General features: G+C 59.3%; 10 protein-coding genes and 1 pseudogene. 8 read left to right on the forward strand and 3 right to left on the reverse strand.

Annotated elements, in window-relative coordinates; translation table 11 throughout:
* The first annotated feature begins 231 nt into the window (after positions 1-231).
* From ACP7D9_RS19355 to ACP7D9_RS19370, 4 genes are all read left to right on the forward strand, one after another.
* Complete coding sequence (locus ACP7D9_RS19355) at positions 232-2,025, forward strand: DUF1302 domain-containing protein (protein WP_426159167.1); 1,794 nt, start codon at positions 232-234, stop codon at positions 2,023-2,025.
* A 23-nt stretch (positions 2,026-2,048) separates the two neighbouring features.
* Positions 2,049-3,416 carry a DUF1329 domain-containing protein gene (locus ACP7D9_RS19360; RefSeq protein WP_426159169.1) on the forward strand — a complete coding sequence of 456 codons (1,368 nt, stop codon included), beginning with the start codon at positions 2,049-2,051 and terminating at the stop codon, positions 3,414-3,416.
* Positions 3,417-3,554: 138 nt separating this feature from the next.
* On the forward strand, positions 3,555-6,110 hold the full coding sequence (locus ACP7D9_RS19365) for a LuxR C-terminal-related transcriptional regulator (protein ID WP_426159170.1): 2,556 nt from the start codon (positions 3,555-3,557) through the stop codon (positions 6,108-6,110).
* A gap of 169 nt (positions 6,111-6,279) precedes the next feature.
* Positions 6,280-9,744 (forward strand): dermonecrotic toxin domain-containing protein, encoded by a 3,465-nt coding sequence (locus tag ACP7D9_RS19370; protein ID WP_426159172.1) that lies wholly within the window; start codon positions 6,280-6,282, stop codon positions 9,742-9,744.
* 27 nt (positions 9,745-9,771) lie between these two features.
* Here ACP7D9_RS19370 and ACP7D9_RS19375 read toward each other — a convergent pair whose 3' ends face one another.
* Entirely contained in the window at positions 9,772-10,551 is a 780-nt protein-coding gene (locus tag ACP7D9_RS19375; RefSeq protein ID WP_426159174.1) for an IclR family transcriptional regulator, read from the reverse strand.
* A gap of 164 nt (positions 10,552-10,715) precedes the next feature.
* Here ACP7D9_RS19375 and hmgA point away from each other — a divergent pair, with 164 nt between their 5' ends.
* Genes hmgA through maiA form a run of 3 tightly spaced genes read left to right on the forward strand, consistent with a single transcriptional unit; the run spans position 10,716 to position 13,976 of the window.
* Positions 10,716-12,020: a homogentisate 1,2-dioxygenase gene (gene hmgA / locus ACP7D9_RS19380; RefSeq protein ID WP_426159175.1), complete on the forward strand. Its 1,305-nt coding sequence runs from the start codon at positions 10,716-10,718 to the stop codon at positions 12,018-12,020.
* A 3-nt stretch (positions 12,021-12,023) separates the two neighbouring features.
* On the forward strand, positions 12,024-13,328 hold the full coding sequence (gene fahA / locus ACP7D9_RS19385) for a fumarylacetoacetase (protein WP_426159177.1): 1,305 nt from the start codon (positions 12,024-12,026) through the stop codon (positions 13,326-13,328).
* A gap of 12 nt (positions 13,329-13,340) precedes the next feature.
* Entirely contained in the window at positions 13,341-13,976 is a 636-nt protein-coding gene (gene maiA, locus ACP7D9_RS19390; RefSeq protein ID WP_426159179.1) for a maleylacetoacetate isomerase, read from the forward strand.
* 75 nt (positions 13,977-14,051) lie between these two features.
* On the opposite strand, the gene ACP7D9_RS19395 is transcribed toward maiA, so the two are convergent.
* The gene (locus ACP7D9_RS19395) at positions 14,052-14,855 is read right to left on the reverse strand and encodes a SirB1 family protein (protein ID WP_101159283.1); all 804 of its coding nucleotides are present in this window, start codon (positions 14,853-14,855) and stop codon (positions 14,052-14,054) included.
* Between the two features lie 185 nt (positions 14,856-15,040).
* Between ACP7D9_RS19395 and ACP7D9_RS19400 the strand changes: the two genes are divergently transcribed.
* On the forward strand, positions 15,041-16,060 hold the full coding sequence (locus tag ACP7D9_RS19400) for a Glu/Leu/Phe/Val dehydrogenase dimerization domain-containing protein (RefSeq protein WP_426159181.1): 1,020 nt from the start codon (positions 15,041-15,043) through the stop codon (positions 16,058-16,060).
* 172 nt (positions 16,061-16,232) lie between these two features.
* Here the strand turns inward: ACP7D9_RS19400 and ACP7D9_RS19405 are convergent.
* Positions 16,233-16,472, reverse strand: a pseudogene (locus ACP7D9_RS19405) (YebG family protein); the annotation flags it as partial.
* Positions 16,473-16,784 lie beyond the last annotated feature (312 nt).

A 16,784-nucleotide genomic window follows, 5' to 3' on the forward strand; every position in this document is an offset into this window, starting at 1 on the left:
GTAGGAAAAATACCGATTCCGGACATGCACTGTTACGGGGCGCGCAACAGTGGCGTGCACATGGATGGCGCTGATGATGGGCCATCCAGCCAGTCCATGAACTGCTCCAGGCACCGCCGTGCAAGGCGATTCATCCTTTCGGGCGACAACGCAAATACCTCCTTGGTGCGCTTATCGACCGCTTCACCCGACAGTAGGGTGGGGCCTTCTGTCACTCACCGGGGAAGACGCATGACAAAAACAACAATGCGCGCCATCTTCACGCCGCACGCGCTGGCCGCAGCGGTGGCTTTGGGTTGCTGCGCCCAGGCGCAAGCGGTTGCGTTCAACATCGGCGAAATCGAAGGCACCTTCGACTCGTCCCTATCGATCGGCGCGAGCTGGGGCCTTCGTGATGCCGACAACTCGCTGGTGGGCACGGTCAATGGAGGCAGCGGACAATCTTCCACGGGTGATGACGGGCGTCTGAATTTCAAGAAGGGCGAAACCTTCTCGAAGATCTTCAAGGGCATCCACGACCTCGAGCTGAAGTACGGCGACACTGGCGTGTTCGTGCGGGGCAAATACTGGTACGACTTCGAGCTCAAGGACGAAGATCGCGAGTTCAAACAGATCAGCGACAGCGGCCGCAAGGAAGGCGCCAAGTCTTCCGGCGCGCAGATCCTCGATGCCTTCGTCTATCACAACTACGCCATCGCCGATTTGCCGGGCACCGTGCGCGCCGGCAAGCAGGTGGTGAGCTGGGGCGAAAGTACCTTCATCGGCAACTCGATCAACAGCATCAACCCGGTCGACGTTTCGGCATTTCGGCGTCCCGGTGCCGAGATCAAGGAAGGCCTGATCCCGGTGAACATGCTGTTCGGTTCACAAAGTCTGACCGACAAACTCTCGGTCGAAGGCTTCTACCAACTGGAGTGGGATCAGACCGTTCTCGACAACTGCGGCACGTTTTTCGGCATCGACGTAGCGGCGGACGGTTGCACCAACGGCTACACCGTCGGCAGTCCGGCGGTGGCGCCGCTGGTGCCGCTGACCACTGCGTTCGGCCAAGGTATACAAGTGACCCGCGAAGGCGTGGTGATCCCCCGCGGTGGCGATCGTGATGCGCGCGATTCGGGGCAGTGGGGTACGGCGCTGCGCTGGCTCGGCGAAGACACCGAATATGGCCTGTACTTCATGAATTACCACAGCCGTACGCCGACGGTCGGCACCACCACGGCGGGGCTGTCGACACTGGCGGCATTGCCAGGCATGGTCGGCATCGCCAATGGCCTGGCGCCTGGCAGCGGTGCGGGGCTGGCGCAAAGCGTGATGCTCGGACGCGGTCAGTACTACCTCGAATATCCGGAAGACATTCGCCTGTACGGCGCCAGTTTCTCCACCACTCTGCCCACCGGCACCGCATGGACCGGCGAGATCAGCTATCGGCCGAACGCGCCGGTGCAGGTCAATACCAACGACTTGACCCTGGCCCTGGTCAACCCGATTGCCGGCGGTACCGCATCGCCACTCGCCACCTCGCCGGGCGCGGACAACAAAGGCTACCGACGCAAGGAAGTCACACAGGTTCAGAGCACCCTCACGCACTTTTTTGATCAGGTACTGGGCGCCGAGCGCCTGACAGTGGTCGGCGAAGCGGCAGTTGTGCATGTCGGTGGTCTGGAGTCGCGCAGTGAGCTGCGTTACGGCCGTGATTCGGTCTACGGCCAGTACGGATTCAGCGGCGATACCGACGGTTTCGTCACCTCGACTTCGTGGGGCTATCGCGCCCGGGCGATTCTCGATTACGCCAACGTCATTGGCGGGATCAACCTCAAGCCCAACCTCTCGTGGTCGCATGACGTCGCGGGGTACGGCCCCAACGGCCTGTTCAACGAAGGCGCGAAAGCCATCAGCGTTGGCGTCGATGCCGACTACCGCAACACCTACACCGCGAGCCTGAGTTACACCGACTTTTTCGGTGGCGATTACAACGTCCTCGAAGACCGTGACTTCGTGGCGCTGAGCTTCGGCGTGAACTTCTGATCTGCCCGAGAAGGATGACTGCAATGCGCAAAACAATTCTGCAATGTGGCGTGCTGGCCTTGAGTCTGCTGGCCGCCAACGTGATGGCGGCGGTGTCGCCGGACGAAGCGAACAAACTCGGCACCAGCCTGACCCCGCTCGGCGCCGAGAAGGCCGGCAATGCGGACGGTTCGATCCCGGCATGGACCGGCGGCATCGCGAAAAATGCCGGCGCGGTGGACAGCAAGGGTTTCCTTGCCGACCCCTTCGCCAACGAAAAACCGCTGTTCACCATCACCGCCGCGAACGTCGAGCAGTACAAAAGCAAGCTCTCCGATGGCCAGGTGGCGATGTTCAAACGTTACCCGCAAACCTACAAGATCCCGGTCTACCCGACCCACCGCACCGTGGGGGCGCCAGCGGAAATCTACGAGTCGGCCAAGCGCAGCGCGCTGAACGTCAACGCGATCAACGATGGCAACGGCCTGGCCAATTTCACCGGCAACCGCTACTACGCGTTCCCGATTCCGAAGAACGGCGTCGAGGTGCTGTGGAACCACATCACCCGTTATCACGGTGGCAATCTGCGGCGGATCATCACCCAGGTCACGCCACAAACCAACGGCAGCTACACGCCGATCCGCTTCGAAGAAGAGATCGCCGTGCCGCAACTGATGAAAGACATCGACCCGGAAAAAGCCGCCAACGTGCTGACCTTTTTCAAGCAATCGGTGACCGCCCCGGCGCGGTTGGCGGGTAACGTGCTGCTGGTGCACGAGACTCTTGATCAGGTGAAGGAGCCGCGCCTGGCGTGGATCTACAACGCCGGTCAGCGCCGTGTGCGGCGTGCCCCGCAAGTGGCCTATGACGGGCCGGGTACAGCGGCCGATGGCCTGCGCACGTCCGACAACTTCGACATGTTCTCCGGCGCCCCGGATCGCTACGACTGGAAACTGGTCGGCAAGAAGGAAATGTACATTCCCTACAACAGCTACAAACTCGACTCGCCGAAGCTCAAGTACGACGACATCGTCAAGGCCGGGCACATCAATCAGGACCTGACCCGTTACGAACTGCATCGCGTCTGGGAAGTCATCGGCACGGTGAAACCGAACGAGCGACACATTTACGCCAAACGCCACATGTACATCGACGAGGACAGCTGGCAAGTGGCGCTGGCTGATCACTATGACGGTCGCGGGCAACTGTGGCGCGTCGCCGAAGGTCACGCGCAGTACTATTACGATCACCAGGCGCAGGCCTACACGCTGGAAGCGCTCTACGACATCATCGCCGGCCGCTATATTGCCTTGGGCATGAAAAACGAAGAGAAGCACAGCTTCGAATTCGGCTTCGAAGCCAAGGCCGCCGATTACACCCCATCGGCTCTGCGTGCTGAAGGCGTGCGGTAACGGTTGTGTGCCATAGCTGGACAAAAGGCGACCGCATGGTCGCCTTTTTTATGGCTATCGATCAGCGCGCTGAATACTCGTCAACAAGCGCGCAGGAGAGGGCTAGGGTGAGCGCACAACGATAAGAAGGCTCACCCGATGACCGCCATGACAGCCTGCCTGGACCGACCCGGATTTTTGCCCAGGCTTTCTTCACATCATCAGCCTCGCCCTCGCTTGAGTGAACCGCTGCTGGCATCGAGTGCGCGGGTCAGGCTGTTGTGTGCGCCCGCAGGTAGCGGCAAAACCGCACTGCTGACCGAATGCCTTTTGCAGGTGCGCGCAGACTGCGAGGCAATCTGGTTGCCGCTGGCGGGCGCAGCGCTCAGCCCCGAGGCCTTTTGCCTGCGTCTGACTCGGGCGCTCGGGCTGGTCGAAGGCCTTGACGTTTCGCAGTTGTTGGCAGAATTGGCTCACTGGTCGAGGCCGACTTCGCTGTTTATCGACGACTACAGCCGTTTGCCGGACCCGGCGCTGGATGCTCTGCTGGATCGATTGCTGGCAGTCAGCAGCCCGGCGCTGACCTGGTGGATCAGTACTCGCCGTCGACCGCAGTGCAACTGGCCGCGCCTGTTGCTCGATGACGAACTCTACGAATCCGAGCGCGCCAGCCTGGCGCTGACTCACGGTGAGGTTGTATCGGTGTTGCGCCATTTGCCGCCAGACCAGGCGGACCGTGTCGCCGCCCGTATCATGCAGCGTACCGGTGGGTGGTGCGCGGGGGCGCGCATGGTGATTCTGCAAAAGTGCGACTGGTCGCAAAACCCGCAGCCGCAGCAGCGCGTCGACACTTTGCTCGACTACCTGCAGCACGAACTCTTCAGCCACCTGACGCCGGAACAGGACGAGGCATGGCGTGTTCTGGCTCACCTGCCACGGTTCAACGCGCTGTTATGTGAGCATTTGTTCGGCCCCGGCGAAGGCGCACAACTGCTGCATGATCTGCAAGTGCTGGGCTGCTTTATCGAGCCGTGGCAGCACTCCGCTGACTGGCTACAGGTCTTCCCACCGCTGTCGCGAATCGTGCAGGCGTCGCATTGGCCGTGCGCGCGCTCCTGGCACCGGCGCGCCTGCCAGTGGTACACCGCGACGCAGGATTGGCGAGCAGCGTTCGAGCAAGCGTTGATGGCCGATGAGTACGAAACTGCCGTCAGCCTGTTGCAGTATTTGACTTTCGAGGATTTGCTCGAAGACCAGATCGTCGTCCTGCTGTTGCGCTTGCATGAGCAACACACTCAGGAGCTGACCCTGATGACACCGCAGGTCATCGGGCTGGTCACCGGGGCCTTGATGTTCGCCGGTCGATTCGAACAGGCCGGGCAATGCCTGGCCCATCTCGCCCGCTTCATGCCGCAGCCGACAGCCCATCAGGAGCAGCAACTGCTGGCACGTTGGCAGGCGCATCAAGGTTGGCTCAGCCATCTGCAGGGGCAGATGGAGTCCGCGCGCGCCAGCTTTCAGGAGGCGTTGTCAGGGCTGGCTGGCGATGCCTGGCAGGCGCGATTGATGTGCCTGTCGGGACTGACCCAGCAAGCGTTACTGGGCGGTGAACTCGATCAGGCTCATGCCCTCAATCGGGAGGCGTTGTGCCTGGCGCGCGCCCACGGCTCGTTGCTGTTCGAAGGGTTGCTTGAGCTTGACCATGCACAATGGCTCGAACAGCGAGGAGCGCCGCTGCGTGCAGAGCAACTGCTGGTGGACATCGAGCACTTGCTGCGCCAGCGCGCCATGGTGCCCGTGCCGCTGCTGGGCCGGATTGCCCTGCGACGCGGACGGCTCGCGCTGTGCATGGGTCTTGAAGAGCAGGCTGCGGATCTGTTCGGCCGGGGCCTTGAAGATTGCTTGCGCAGTGCCGACAAACGGGTCTTGTACGGCTACCTGGGGCAAGCGCAACTGGCCGGCAATCGCGGTGATTATGCTTGCGCCTTTGAGCGTTTGCGCGAGGCCGAAAGAGTCATGCAGCAGCGCCAGATTCCCGATACGGTCTATCGCGGTGTCGTGCTGCAGGTCAGCAGTCAGTTCTGGTTGCAGCAGGGCCGACCGCAACTGGCGCAAGAAGCGTTGGGCCGGCTGTTGCGGCATTATCGCGGTCCCTCTGCGCTGCAGGCGCCGCCCGCAACGTTCGAGCTGATTATCCGCGTGGAATATTTGCTGGCCTGCGCGCACGCGCGATTGCATCCAGATGGAAGCTGTCTTGCAGCCATCGAGCAGTTGCTGGAACAGGCTCAGGCCCGGGGCATGTTGACGGCGCAAACGGAGCTGCTGCTGGCCTGCGCCGAGTTGGCCGAATCAAACGGTGACACGGCAGCGGCACATCAAGCTTTCCAGCGAGCCGGTGTGCTGGTGGAACGCTGCCAGCTACAGCAGGCGCTGCGCGAATGGGAATTGCGCCGAGGAGGTTCGGGCAGGTTGATCGGCACGCAAGTGCCGGCCTTGCACTCCGAGCCGGGCGACCCTGCGCCGGGGTTGAGTCGGCGTGAACGCGAAGTGCTGATGCTGATTGCTCAAGGAGCGTCGAATCGGCAAGTTGCTGAACAACTGTTTATTTCGCTACATACGGTCAAGACTCACGCACGGCGCATCAATGGCAAACTGGGTGTGGAACGTAGAACCCAGGCTGTGGCAAAAGCCAAAGTAATGGGGATACTTGTTTAGTCATATTGCTGGTTGCTGGAAGTGTGTTTATCTGTATTGTTTATTTCTTTTTGTTGTGCATTTCTTGTTAATGGTTTGGTCTTTGTGTAAGTGAGAAAAGCATCTACCTTGCAACTATCTGCAGTGGCTGCCATTGCGCCTCTGGATAGTTATAAGGAAAGGGTGATTTGTGAGTAAGTTATTTAGAAGCTTGATGCGTCATTCGCTTGGCGAGCAAGTTACGTGGGCTGAAGAGTGGGACAAGGCAAGTCGAGCACAATCCAGCCTTTTGGCGATTCTTGATGCAATGCCGTCCGTGGCAGACATTATGCGGAATCTGCTTGCAGCTGAACTGAAACGTCTGCGCAAAAACATTGATATCGATAAGGTCTATATTAATACGGATCCTGCTTTACCAGCTGATGAGCATCGACCGTCGGGCACGCTTTGGGAAGTAACTCTTTATTGCATAAATAACAATGTCAGCCCTGTCTACGTTAACGGCGGCGATGGGGTTTTTCTTCTGCCGGATACACTGAGTCAGCAGTTCAGGGTCAGTACCCTTAATACTTTTATTGTCGAAGATCTGATCGCCGCAGTGTCTGCCGGGCTGGAAAAAAAACTGCGAAGCGAAATCGAAAAGTTCTGGGCGGCCTCGGTGCCATCCACCCGTCCCGACGATGAGCCGTTGTCCAATAAGCAGGCATTCATCGAGGCTTATGCGTTGGTCACGAGTGCAGAGCTTTCGCTCTCGGTCATGGCCAATAATATCGATGTCAATCTGGGTGAGAGATTCGCTTCTCTCCTGGACTCCGGCATGGGCCGGGGAACATTTGAAGTCAACCTCCAGCCTGCGCAGGATTATCTGCTGTCATTGCAGCCCTGTTTCGTGCTCGACAACGCCGAGCGTCCGGAGGCGGAAATGCCGCTGGCCAACGAGTCGACCGGCTATCTGTTGCATACACTGGAATACGGCTTCGAGTTTTTTGAGCAAAACATCGATTTACACAGGCATGTGCAGGCTCGACTGTCTTTAGACGACGGCCAGATCAGATATGTGAAAGCCAGTCGGAGCGCTCATCGGTTTTGTGTCGAGGCTCATCTCAAGGGCCAACTTGAAAGCGTGTCGACATTGTTCAATGGCCGTGAGCAGTTGGACAGCACACTGACATCTGCCCTTCAGGAAAATCAGCAAATGCATGTGCTGCGCTACGGCATTAACAGCCGTTTCTACCTGCTTTGGCGTGAACTGAAACGGACCCAGTGGCCAAGCTGGCTGAAGGCCGCCAGCCGCCATGTTCAACAGCGATATACCGAACTTGAGGATTCCAGGGATCAATACCAGACTGATTTTTCAAGCGCGTTCGATGCCTGCTTTTCGTTCAAGGACTATGTACTGCGTACCTTCGCTGAATGGGCAGCCAGGGTGCTCGGTGAACAGCTGGATCCAGAAACGATCAGCGTACATAGCTCGTACAGTCTGCACATTGCCGGTCGCACTATTGAGCAGGAAGACACCCGCACGCTGACAGAGTTTATTGTTTTCGGTCTGCATGACAACGATCGCAAAGCCACCCTCACCATTATTGGCGCGCCCAGCGCAAGCCGATTGACGGCCGAGGCGCTTGAGCAGTGGTTGGCAAACCGCAATCTTCGATTGCAGTATTCGAGCGACCTCGCATCGACACCTTCTGCCGAATACCAAGAGGCTTATCGTAACTACCTGTTCAGCCAGATGGAGTTTGCAGTTTTTGTCGCGCGCCACGCTGGACGGCTGGACTCCACCGACGCGGATATTATCGCCCGGGTCATGGCCAATGATCCGACGGTGATTATTCGGGGATTGAAAGTCAGGTCACAGGGGCCGGCGTTGAAAGATGTTCTGATGATTTCGGCCAAAGGATACTTACCCGCGCTGATGTTTATCAGAACGCCTGAAGGTGAGTTCGAATTGCAGAAGTTCTCCGATATTTTCACGGCGAACCGATGGCTGGAGTCGGCGCTGTCGGCAAATCGTGAACACGCGGCGTTGTTGATCCATCCGGACTACCTGCACGATTCGGGTAGCTTGCGCGTAAATGTTCGCTCGCAGCTGGAATATCGCTATACGCTGGATGCACGAACAGTCGATCTGGGCCTGAATCCTGAAGCCCCGTTGGCGGACTACGTCAATGTCGCTTACAGCGCTGAAGTGGCCCTGCATAAAGCCATTGCACCGCCAGCCTATCGGGCGCTTGGTTTCGAAGGACGCAAGCGTTACGCCCGTTTGACGACCGAACTCAAGGCGCTGTCCACGGTTGATGCGCGGGAGAATGGATTTCCGACGTTCGAGCAGTTCACTTATGATGCGGTAAAAGCACAGATAGAAGAGATCTTGCGTATTCGCGGGAGTCACATTTCAGTCAATCCCGACGATATTGTTGTGCAGACCGAACATTATCGTAAGAGTGTGACCGACGTCCTGCTTGAGGGGCTCGCCTTTGAAGCGGTCCATCCGGCCTACGAAACGAAATTCAGTCCGAAATACTATTTGGTGAATGGCCACCCCAGCGTTGAAAAACTGGATATTCGCGACCTGTCCTCGTTGTCGAAAACATTCCGTCCCGGTGACAGATATACCGCGATGCTGAAAGAGCGCTATTTGAACAAGGCCCATCCAGATTACGCGTTCAAACGTGCCGTGCACGCTCGGAAAATACGATGTGATATGAACTGCAATGCATTGTCCGACTTTGTGAGTGGACGGTTGTCATCGGAGGTTTTTTCGGCAGTGCAACGCGTCATTGATAATCTGAAGGAAAGTGGCGGCTATCACTTCATCGCTAATGAAATCTTTGAGGGTGACGAGGGAGTCTACAAGCTGAACTTAGGTTCACTGGGTTTGACAGCGGCTTGGGACCGCACGGTGGGCGGCGCTTATATATTCCGCTTGAAACTCCTATCCGGTTTTTACGATCTGCTCTACACGCCTGACGCACCCGATCTTGTCAGTTTCCGGCCCATCGCCGAGTTCATTCCTTCGATTCGTTTCCGATACGGCCCTTTCAGGAGCTACTACAGCGAGCGTATTCTGCTGGTCGACCAAAAAGTGATCGATGACTACTTCGACAGGCTGGTCGCAACGGTTGATATCAGACCGGTCATTTGCACGCAGCGCCGTGCGCTACTGCCTGATCTGTTCACTTTTCATGACGAGCGCGTGCGCCGTGTATTGAGTGATATCGATGAACGCACCATCAGCCTCAATGAAATAATCGCCGGCCTTGTTTACGGCAATTTATTGAAGGCTGCGCATATCGTGAGCCTGCTTGTGCCTCCCGTGGGCACTGTCGTGGTGGCTGTGCAGATGATGAAAGGCATCTACGACGCATCGCAGGCGGACCGTCGGGGTCATTATTCCGCTGCGCTCGGGCATATACGGGGCGTATTGAGCGACCTGCTGACCTTGGGCCAGGCTGCCGCGGCAGGGGCCCCTGCTAAAAAACTTACCCATGCGCAACGCTCGTTTCTCAGTCTGTTTGAAGACGCCCGCAGGGTCGCTGAACTAGTGACGTATTACACCGGCCACAAAGACCCGGAAAATGAGCTGATCGGTTTCTTCAAGTCACTGATGAAAGAGGCTGACGCCGCGTCGAGCAAGACCACGGTTCGTTGAGCTGTTTCGAACGCTCATGGTTCGCCCTTATCTTTCATACCCCATCCGCCAACTCACGGCCCGCGTCGCAGCCAACAACCGCTGCGCCGCCGGGCCGTTTTCGTCGGCGTGAAACAACGAAGTCGGACCGACGATGGTCAGCACCGCAGCGATTTGCCCGACTGCGTTGAATACTGGCGCTGAGAGCGCGTCCACGCCCGGCATCAACAAACCGTGCACATGATGCAGACCGCGTTCGCGGATCTGTTCGCACAGCGCTGCATAAACTGCTTCGTCCTTGAGTGGATGCTCGGCGACAGCGATTTCCTGTTGGCGCAACTCAGCGGTTTCCCGGTGCGGCAGGTAGGCGCTGAACACCAGCCCGGTGGACGAGCTGAGTAGCGGCAGCACCGAACCCAATTGAGTCACGACTGTCACTGCGCGCACGGCCGGTTCGATGTGCACCACGGTTGCGCCCTGATTGCCCCATACCGCGAGGAAGCAGGTTTCATTGAGTTCATCGCGCAACTCGGACAGCGGCAGGGCGGCGACTTTCAATACGTCCATGCTGTTGAGTGCGGCCAGGCCCACGCGCAGCGCTTCGCGACCGAGGCCGTAATGGTTGGTCGCGGCATTCTGTTCGGCAAATCCGGAGGCAATCAACGCCTGCAGATAGCGATGCACCTTGCTCGCCGGCATTTGCACGTGTTCGGCCAGACGCGACAGCGAAGTCGACGGCGACAACTCGGCCAGGGCCTTGAGGATGTCGGTGCCGACCTCGGCGGAGCGGACTTTCTGTTTGCCGTTGCTGTCGCTGGTTTTTTCCATGGGGGCTGGCGGTTCCGGTTCGAATGGGCGTCTTTATAGCTTGACGCTGGATAGCGAGCAAATTACGTTATGCGTAATCAGATTACGATAATAACAACCCCGGCGTGCCGAGACCTCTGAACCAGAGCGATGGGCCACTGCCGACTCCCTGTTCAGGAGGCTCCATGAACTCCGATTCAACCGCTCAGGCCTTGGCGTATCAGTCCGGGTTCGGCAACGAATTCAGCACAGAAGCTTTGTCCGGCGCGCTGCCTGTTGGCCAGAATTCCCCCCAAAAAGCCCCGTACGGCCTGTATACCGAACTGTTCTCCGGCACCGCCTTCACCATGCCGCGCAGTGAAGCGCGGCGTACCTGGATGTACCGGATTCAGCCATCGGCCAATCACCCGGCGTTCGTCAAACTGGAACGGCAACTGGCAGGCGGATCGTTGGGTGAAGTGACACCCAATCGTCTGCGCTGGAACCCGCTGGATATTCCGGCCGAACCGACCGATTTCATCGACGGACTGATCAGCATGGCCGCCAACGCTGGCGCTGAGAAACCGTCCGGCATCAGCATTTATAACTACGTCGCCAACCGTTCGATGGAGCGCGTGTTCTTCAACGCCGATGGGGAGATGCTGCTGGTGCCGCAACTCGGTCGCCTGCGCATCGCCACCGAACTGGGCGTGCTTGATGTGGCGCCGCTGGAAATTGTCGTACTGCCGCGTGGCCTGAAATTTCGCGTAGAGCTGATCGACCCGCAGGCGCGTGGTTACCTCGCCGAGAACCATGGCGCGCCACTGCGCCTGCCAGATCTGGGGCCGATCGGCAGCAACGGTCTGGCCAATCCACGGGACTTCCTTACCCCCGTCGCTGCCTACGAAAATCTGCAGCAACCGACCACTCTGGTGCAGAAATTTCTTGGCCAGTTGTGGGCCACCGAACTCAATCATTCACCCCTGAACGTGGTCGCCTGGCACGGCAACAACGTGCCGTACAAATATGACCTGCGCCGTTTCAACACCATCGGCACGGTGAGCTTTGATCACCCCGATCCGTCGATTTTCACCGTGTTGACCTCTCCGACCAGTGTGCACGGTCTGGCCAACCTTGATTTCGTGATCTTCCCGCCGCGCTGGATGGTTGCCGAAAACACCTTTCGGCCACCGTGGTTCCACCGCAACCTGATGAATGAATTCATGGGTCTGATCCAGGGCGAATACGACGCCAAAGCCGAAGGCTTCGTGCCCGGCGGCGCGTCGCTGCACAGCTGCATGAGCGCCCATGGCCCGGACGGCGAGACCTGCACCAGGGCGATCAACGCCCAGCTGGCACCGGCGAAAATCGACAACACCATGGCCTTCATGTTCGAGACCAGCCAGGTGCTGCGTCCAACCCGCTTTGCCCTCGACTGCCCACAATTGCAATCGAGTTACGACGCCTGCTGGGCGACGCTGCCCGCCACATTCGACCCGACCCGGAGATAACCCATGACACAGAATTCCAACCCCCGCAGCTGGGTCGCTTCGGCCAACGGTCACAGCGATTTCCCGTTGCAGAATCTGCCGCTGGGCGTGTTCAGCCTGAACGGTTCGACGCCTCGCGCAGGCGTGGCGATCGGCGAGCACATCTTCGATTTGCAAGTCGCGCTTGAGGGGGGGCTGTTTGATGGTCTCGCACGCAGTGCGGTGCAAGCCATGCACGGCGGGCAGTTGAACGCGTTCTTTGAGCTCGGCCGTGAGGCGCGGGTTGCTCTGCGCGAACGCCTGATCGAGCTGTTCAGTGAAGGCAGCACCCTGCGCGGCAACATCGAAGCGCAAGGCGCGAAAGTCTTGCCGTTGGCTGCCGATTGCCAGATGCATCTGCCGGCCCGGATCAGCGATTACACCGATTTCTATGTCGGCATCGAGCACGCGCAGAATGTCGGCAAACTGTTCCGCCCCGATAACCCGCTGCTGCCGAACTACAAGCATGTGCCGATCGGCTATCACGGTCGCGCTTCCACGGTGCGAGCGTCCGGCACCGACGTACGCCGGCCAAAAGGCCAGACGCCGCCGGCCGGGCAGACCGAACCGGTATTCGGCCCATGCGCGCGTCTGGATTACGAACTGGAATTGGGTATCTGGATCGGGCAGGGCAACGAGATGGGCGAGCCGATTGCCATTGGTGACGCCGCCGAGCACATCGCCGGGTTCTGCCTGCTCAACGACTGGTCGGCACGGGATATCCAGGCTTGGGAATACCAGCCGTTAGGGCCATTTCTGTCGAAAAGCTTCATCACCAGTGTCTCGCCCTGGGTAGTGACGGCCGAAGCATTGGCGCCGTTCCGCACGGCGCAACCGGCTCGCCCTGAAGGTGATCCGCAGCCGCTGCCGTATCTGCTCGACAAGCGTGATCAGGACGGCGGCGCCTTCGACATCGAACTGCAAGTGCTGCTGCGTACCGAAGCCATGCGCGAGCAGAACCTGCCGGCCCATCGCCTGACCCTGAGCAACACTCGCTACATGTATTGGACTGTTGCGCAAATGGTTGCGCACCACAGCGTCAACGGTTGCCAGTTGCAGGCCGGTGACCTGTTCGGTTCGGGCACATTGTCCGGCCCGGAAAACGGTCAGTTCGGCAGTCTGCTGGAGATCACTGAGGGCGGTAAGAAACCGATCGAACTGGCCTCCGGCGAAGTGCGCAAGTTCCTTGAGGACGGTGACGAAATCATCCTGCGCGCCCGCTGCGCCCGCGAAGGTTTTGCCTCGATCGGCTTCGGCGAGTGCCGCGGCACCGTGATCGCTGCACGCTGACAGGAGCGGCTCATGGATCTCTATGGCTATTACCGCTCCACTTCGTCGTACCGGGTGCGAATTGCGCTGGCGTTGAAGGGTCTTGATTACCAGGCGCTGCCGGTCAACCTCATCGCACCGTCGGGTGGTGAACACCGGCAAGCAGCGTTTCTGGCGATCAATCCCCAGGGCCGGGTGCCTGCCTTGCGCACTGACGACGGCGCGGTGCTGATTCAGTCGCCGGCGATCATCGAGTTTCTGGAGGAGCGTTATCCACAGGTGCCGTTGCTGCCGGATGATCTGGTGGCGCGCGCACAGGTGCGCGGTGTTGCGGCGGTGATCGGCTGCGATGTGCATCCGTTGCATAACGTCAGCGTACTCAATCGCCTGCGCCAGTCGGGGCAGGATGAGGCGCAGGTGATGGAGTGGATCAGTCACTGGATCACCCAAGGGCTGGCCACGGTGGAGCAGTTGATCGGCGACAGCGGATTCTGTTTTGGCGAATGGCCGTGTGTGGCGGATGTGTATCTGATTCCGCAGTTGTATGCAGCAGAGCGGTTCAGCGTCAGCCTCGAGGCGTATCCGAAAATCCGCCGCGTGGCTGCATTGGCGGCTGAACATCCGGCGTTTATCACAGCGCATCCGGCCAATCAGCCGGACACACCGTAACCTTGTAGGGGCGGGCTTGCCCGCTCCCACAGAGGTTTGTATCGGGTTCAAGGGGAGCGAGCCTGCACAAAGCGGTCAATGAACGACGGAGTTGGGCGGCAGATGCCCGAGGCGTTCGGTCAGGCGCAGGCGCTGTATCGGGTCTTCGCTGAGCAATAACGCATGCTCAAGGTCGAATCGTTCTGCGTTCGGGCAATCCAGCCGTTGATACAGGCTGGCGCGAGCCATGTAGTCGGCGGCCTTGGCGCCACCCAGTTCGAGTACCCGCTCAGCGTCAATGAGCGCGGCGATAAAGTCGTCGTGGGTCAGGTGCAATTGACGCAGGTTGCGTGACAGGCGCTGCAGCATCTGCACCGGCGTTGCCGTCAGCAGATGCTCGGCGCTGAGCTGCATGTTCGGCCCGTATTGTCGTTGTAACAGTTCGCGACAGTCATTGGGATACAGCCGTCGCCCGCCGCATGGGTCCAGCAAGTGGTCGGCGCCGGGAACCCGCAGCAGAAAATGTCCGGGGAAGTTGACCCCGACCAAAGGAATCTCGAGCCCATGCGCGAGTTCCAGCGCGATCAACGCCAGTGCCAGCGGCTGACCGCGTTGGGTCTGTAATACACGATGCAGCAGTGCCGCTTGCGGGCGCAGCGGCAGGAAATCATCCTGCGCAAAACCCAGGTCGACCATGCGGCGCAACAGCGGTTGCGCCAGTTCGCTGACCGGCAGCATCGGCAAGCCGTAGCTGATTCGTTGTTGCAGATCATTGAAGGAGCGCAGCAGCGCCTCGGGTTCGAGAGTTTTGTCGTGCTCAGCGCTTATCCACAGCGCAGCTTCCAGCAGGGCTGGGGGCGAGCGGTGCAGGCAGTCGAAAAAGCGTTGGCGCGGACTCATCAAAAAACTTCCTCCAATGCCTCGTTTTAGCCCCGTCCGGGTGGTTCGTCCAGTGGCTGGCTCCTTGAGCGCAAGTTATAGCAGCCTGACAGTGTCCGCTCGGCGGCTGATGCCAGCGCGCGGCAGCAATTTCCAAGGGCAAGCCTATACTGGCGTTCTACCAGAAGTGATTCGGGAGCCTGTCGATGTTCGCTCTCATGCAAAGCACTCGCCTGGAATCGCTGCATCTGAGCGTTGACCCGGTCACCGGGTTGAAGGCGGTCATTGCCATTCATAACAGCCGCCTGGGTCCAGCCTTGGGCGGTTGCCGTTACCTTGCCTATCCCAACGACGAATCTGCGGTCGAGGACGCCATTCGCCTGGCACAAAACATGAGCTACAAAGCAGCACTGGCCGGCCTTGCGCAGGGTGGCGGGGTGGCGGTGATCGTGCGTCCGGTCCACGTAGAAAATCGCGGTGCGTTGTTCGAGGCTTTCGGCCGCTGTATCGAGCAACTCGACGGCCGCTACATCACCGCCATCGACAGCGGCACCTCAGTGGCGGATATGGACTGCATCGCCCAGCAGACCCGGCATGTCACCAGCACGACTTCAGCAGGCGACCCGGCGCCGCACGCGGCCATGGGCGTGTTCACCGGCATTCGCGCGACGGCGATGGCGCGTCTGGGTAGCGACAACCTGGAAGGCCTGCGCATCGCCATCCAGGGGCTTGGCAATGTCGGCTTTGCGCTGGCCGAGCAACTGCATGCTGCGGGCGCCGAATTGCTGGTCAGTGACATCGATCACGGCAAGGTGCAACTGGCGATGGAACAACTCAATGCCCACCCGATCGCCAACGATGCATTGCTCAGCACGCCTTGCGATATTCTTGCGCCTTGCGGATTGGGCGGTGTGCTCAACAGTCATTCGGTGTCACAGCTACGTTGTTCGGCAGTTGCCGGCTCGGCGAACAATCAACTTTCGCACCTTGATGTGGCGGATCAACTGGAACGGCGCGGGATTCTTTATGCGCCCGATTATGTGATCAATGCCGGCGGGCTGATCTACGTTTCGCTGAAGCATCGTGGCGAGGAATTGCCGATCATCACGGCGCATCTGTCGAAAATCAGTTCGCGGCTGACCGAAGTCTTTGCTCACGCCCAGGCGGAAAAACGCTCGCCGGCGCGGGTGGCGGATGAGCTGGCGGAGAAGGTTTTGTATCGCTGAAAAAGCAAAAGATCGCAGCCTTCGGCAGCACCTACATTCCGAGTGTAGGAGCTGCCGAAGGCTGCGATCTTTCTGATTACTTCTGCGCTTTCGCTGCTTTGGCGGGCTTCGCCGGTGCCTCGTCAGGCTCTGCCGCTTCAGCTTTTTCGACGGGCTCGGTCGGCGCGTTGATCAGCTCCGCCAACGCATCGGGCTGGCTCTTGAACGCCCGGGCGAACACATCGCGATTCTTCGCCATGTAGATCCCGGCTTCTTCGACTTGCTGTTCGGTCAGGGACGGAACGGCTTTTTGCAGCACATCGGCCAGATATTCGGCCAGTTCGAGCATTTTGTCATGACGATCAGCTTCGGCTTTATCCATGAACAAGCGCTCCAGATCTCGGCTGCTGCGGTATACCACTTCGACGGCCATTCACCACCTCACATGCCTTCACGTTAAGTTGTCTTGACGACTACTGTATCCATATACAGCGAAAAGGATAAGCGAATCCCTGCGCCATGGGTAGTGGCTTTTCAATGTAGACCGGATTTGGCGTTTGTCAGGGGGCCTTGTCGCTGCCATTCGCGAGCAGATGTGCTCCCACAGCTATGTGTGCAAAGCGGCGAGCCTGCGACCAAACGCCACGGCGCGGGATTTGCGGCGGATCGCCATGATGCGTGGCCCTGAACCTGCATGAAACTCATTGCAACAAGGCGCGCGCGCAAAAACGTCACGTGCGATACG

Source organism: Pseudomonas sp. TSRC2-2, assembly GCF_049897785.1.
In the GTDB taxonomy this organism is placed as follows: domain Bacteria; phylum Pseudomonadota; class Gammaproteobacteria; order Pseudomonadales; family Pseudomonadaceae; genus Aquipseudomonas.

Bases quoted from the DNA above. Each gene is read 5' to 3' on its own strand.
- ACP7D9_RS19400 (WP_426159181.1), top strand. From the start codon at position 15,041: ATGTTCGCTCTCATGCAAAGCACTCGCCTGGAATCGCTGCATCTGAGC.
- fahA (WP_426159177.1), top strand. From the start codon at position 12,024: ATGACACAGAATTCCAACCCCCGCAGCTGGGTCGCTTCGGCCAACGGT.
- ACP7D9_RS19360 (WP_426159169.1), top strand. From the start codon at position 2,049: ATGCGCAAAACAATTCTGCAATGTGGCGTGCTGGCCTTGAGTCTGCTG.
- maiA (WP_426159179.1), top strand. From the start codon at position 13,341: ATGGATCTCTATGGCTATTACCGCTCCACTTCGTCGTACCGGGTGCGA.
- hmgA (WP_426159175.1), top strand. From the start codon at position 10,716: ATGAACTCCGATTCAACCGCTCAGGCCTTGGCGTATCAGTCCGGGTTC.
- ACP7D9_RS19375 (WP_426159174.1), bottom strand. From the start codon at position 10,551: ATGGAAAAAACCAGCGACAGCAACGGCAAACAGAAAGTCCGCTCCGCC.
- ACP7D9_RS19395 (WP_101159283.1), bottom strand. From the start codon at position 14,855: ATGAGTCCGCGCCAACGCTTTTTCGACTGCCTGCACCGCTCGCCCCCA.
- ACP7D9_RS19365 (WP_426159170.1), top strand. From the start codon at position 3,555: ATGACCGCCATGACAGCCTGCCTGGACCGACCCGGATTTTTGCCCAGG.
- ACP7D9_RS19355 (WP_426159167.1), top strand. From the start codon at position 232: ATGACAAAAACAACAATGCGCGCCATCTTCACGCCGCACGCGCTGGCC.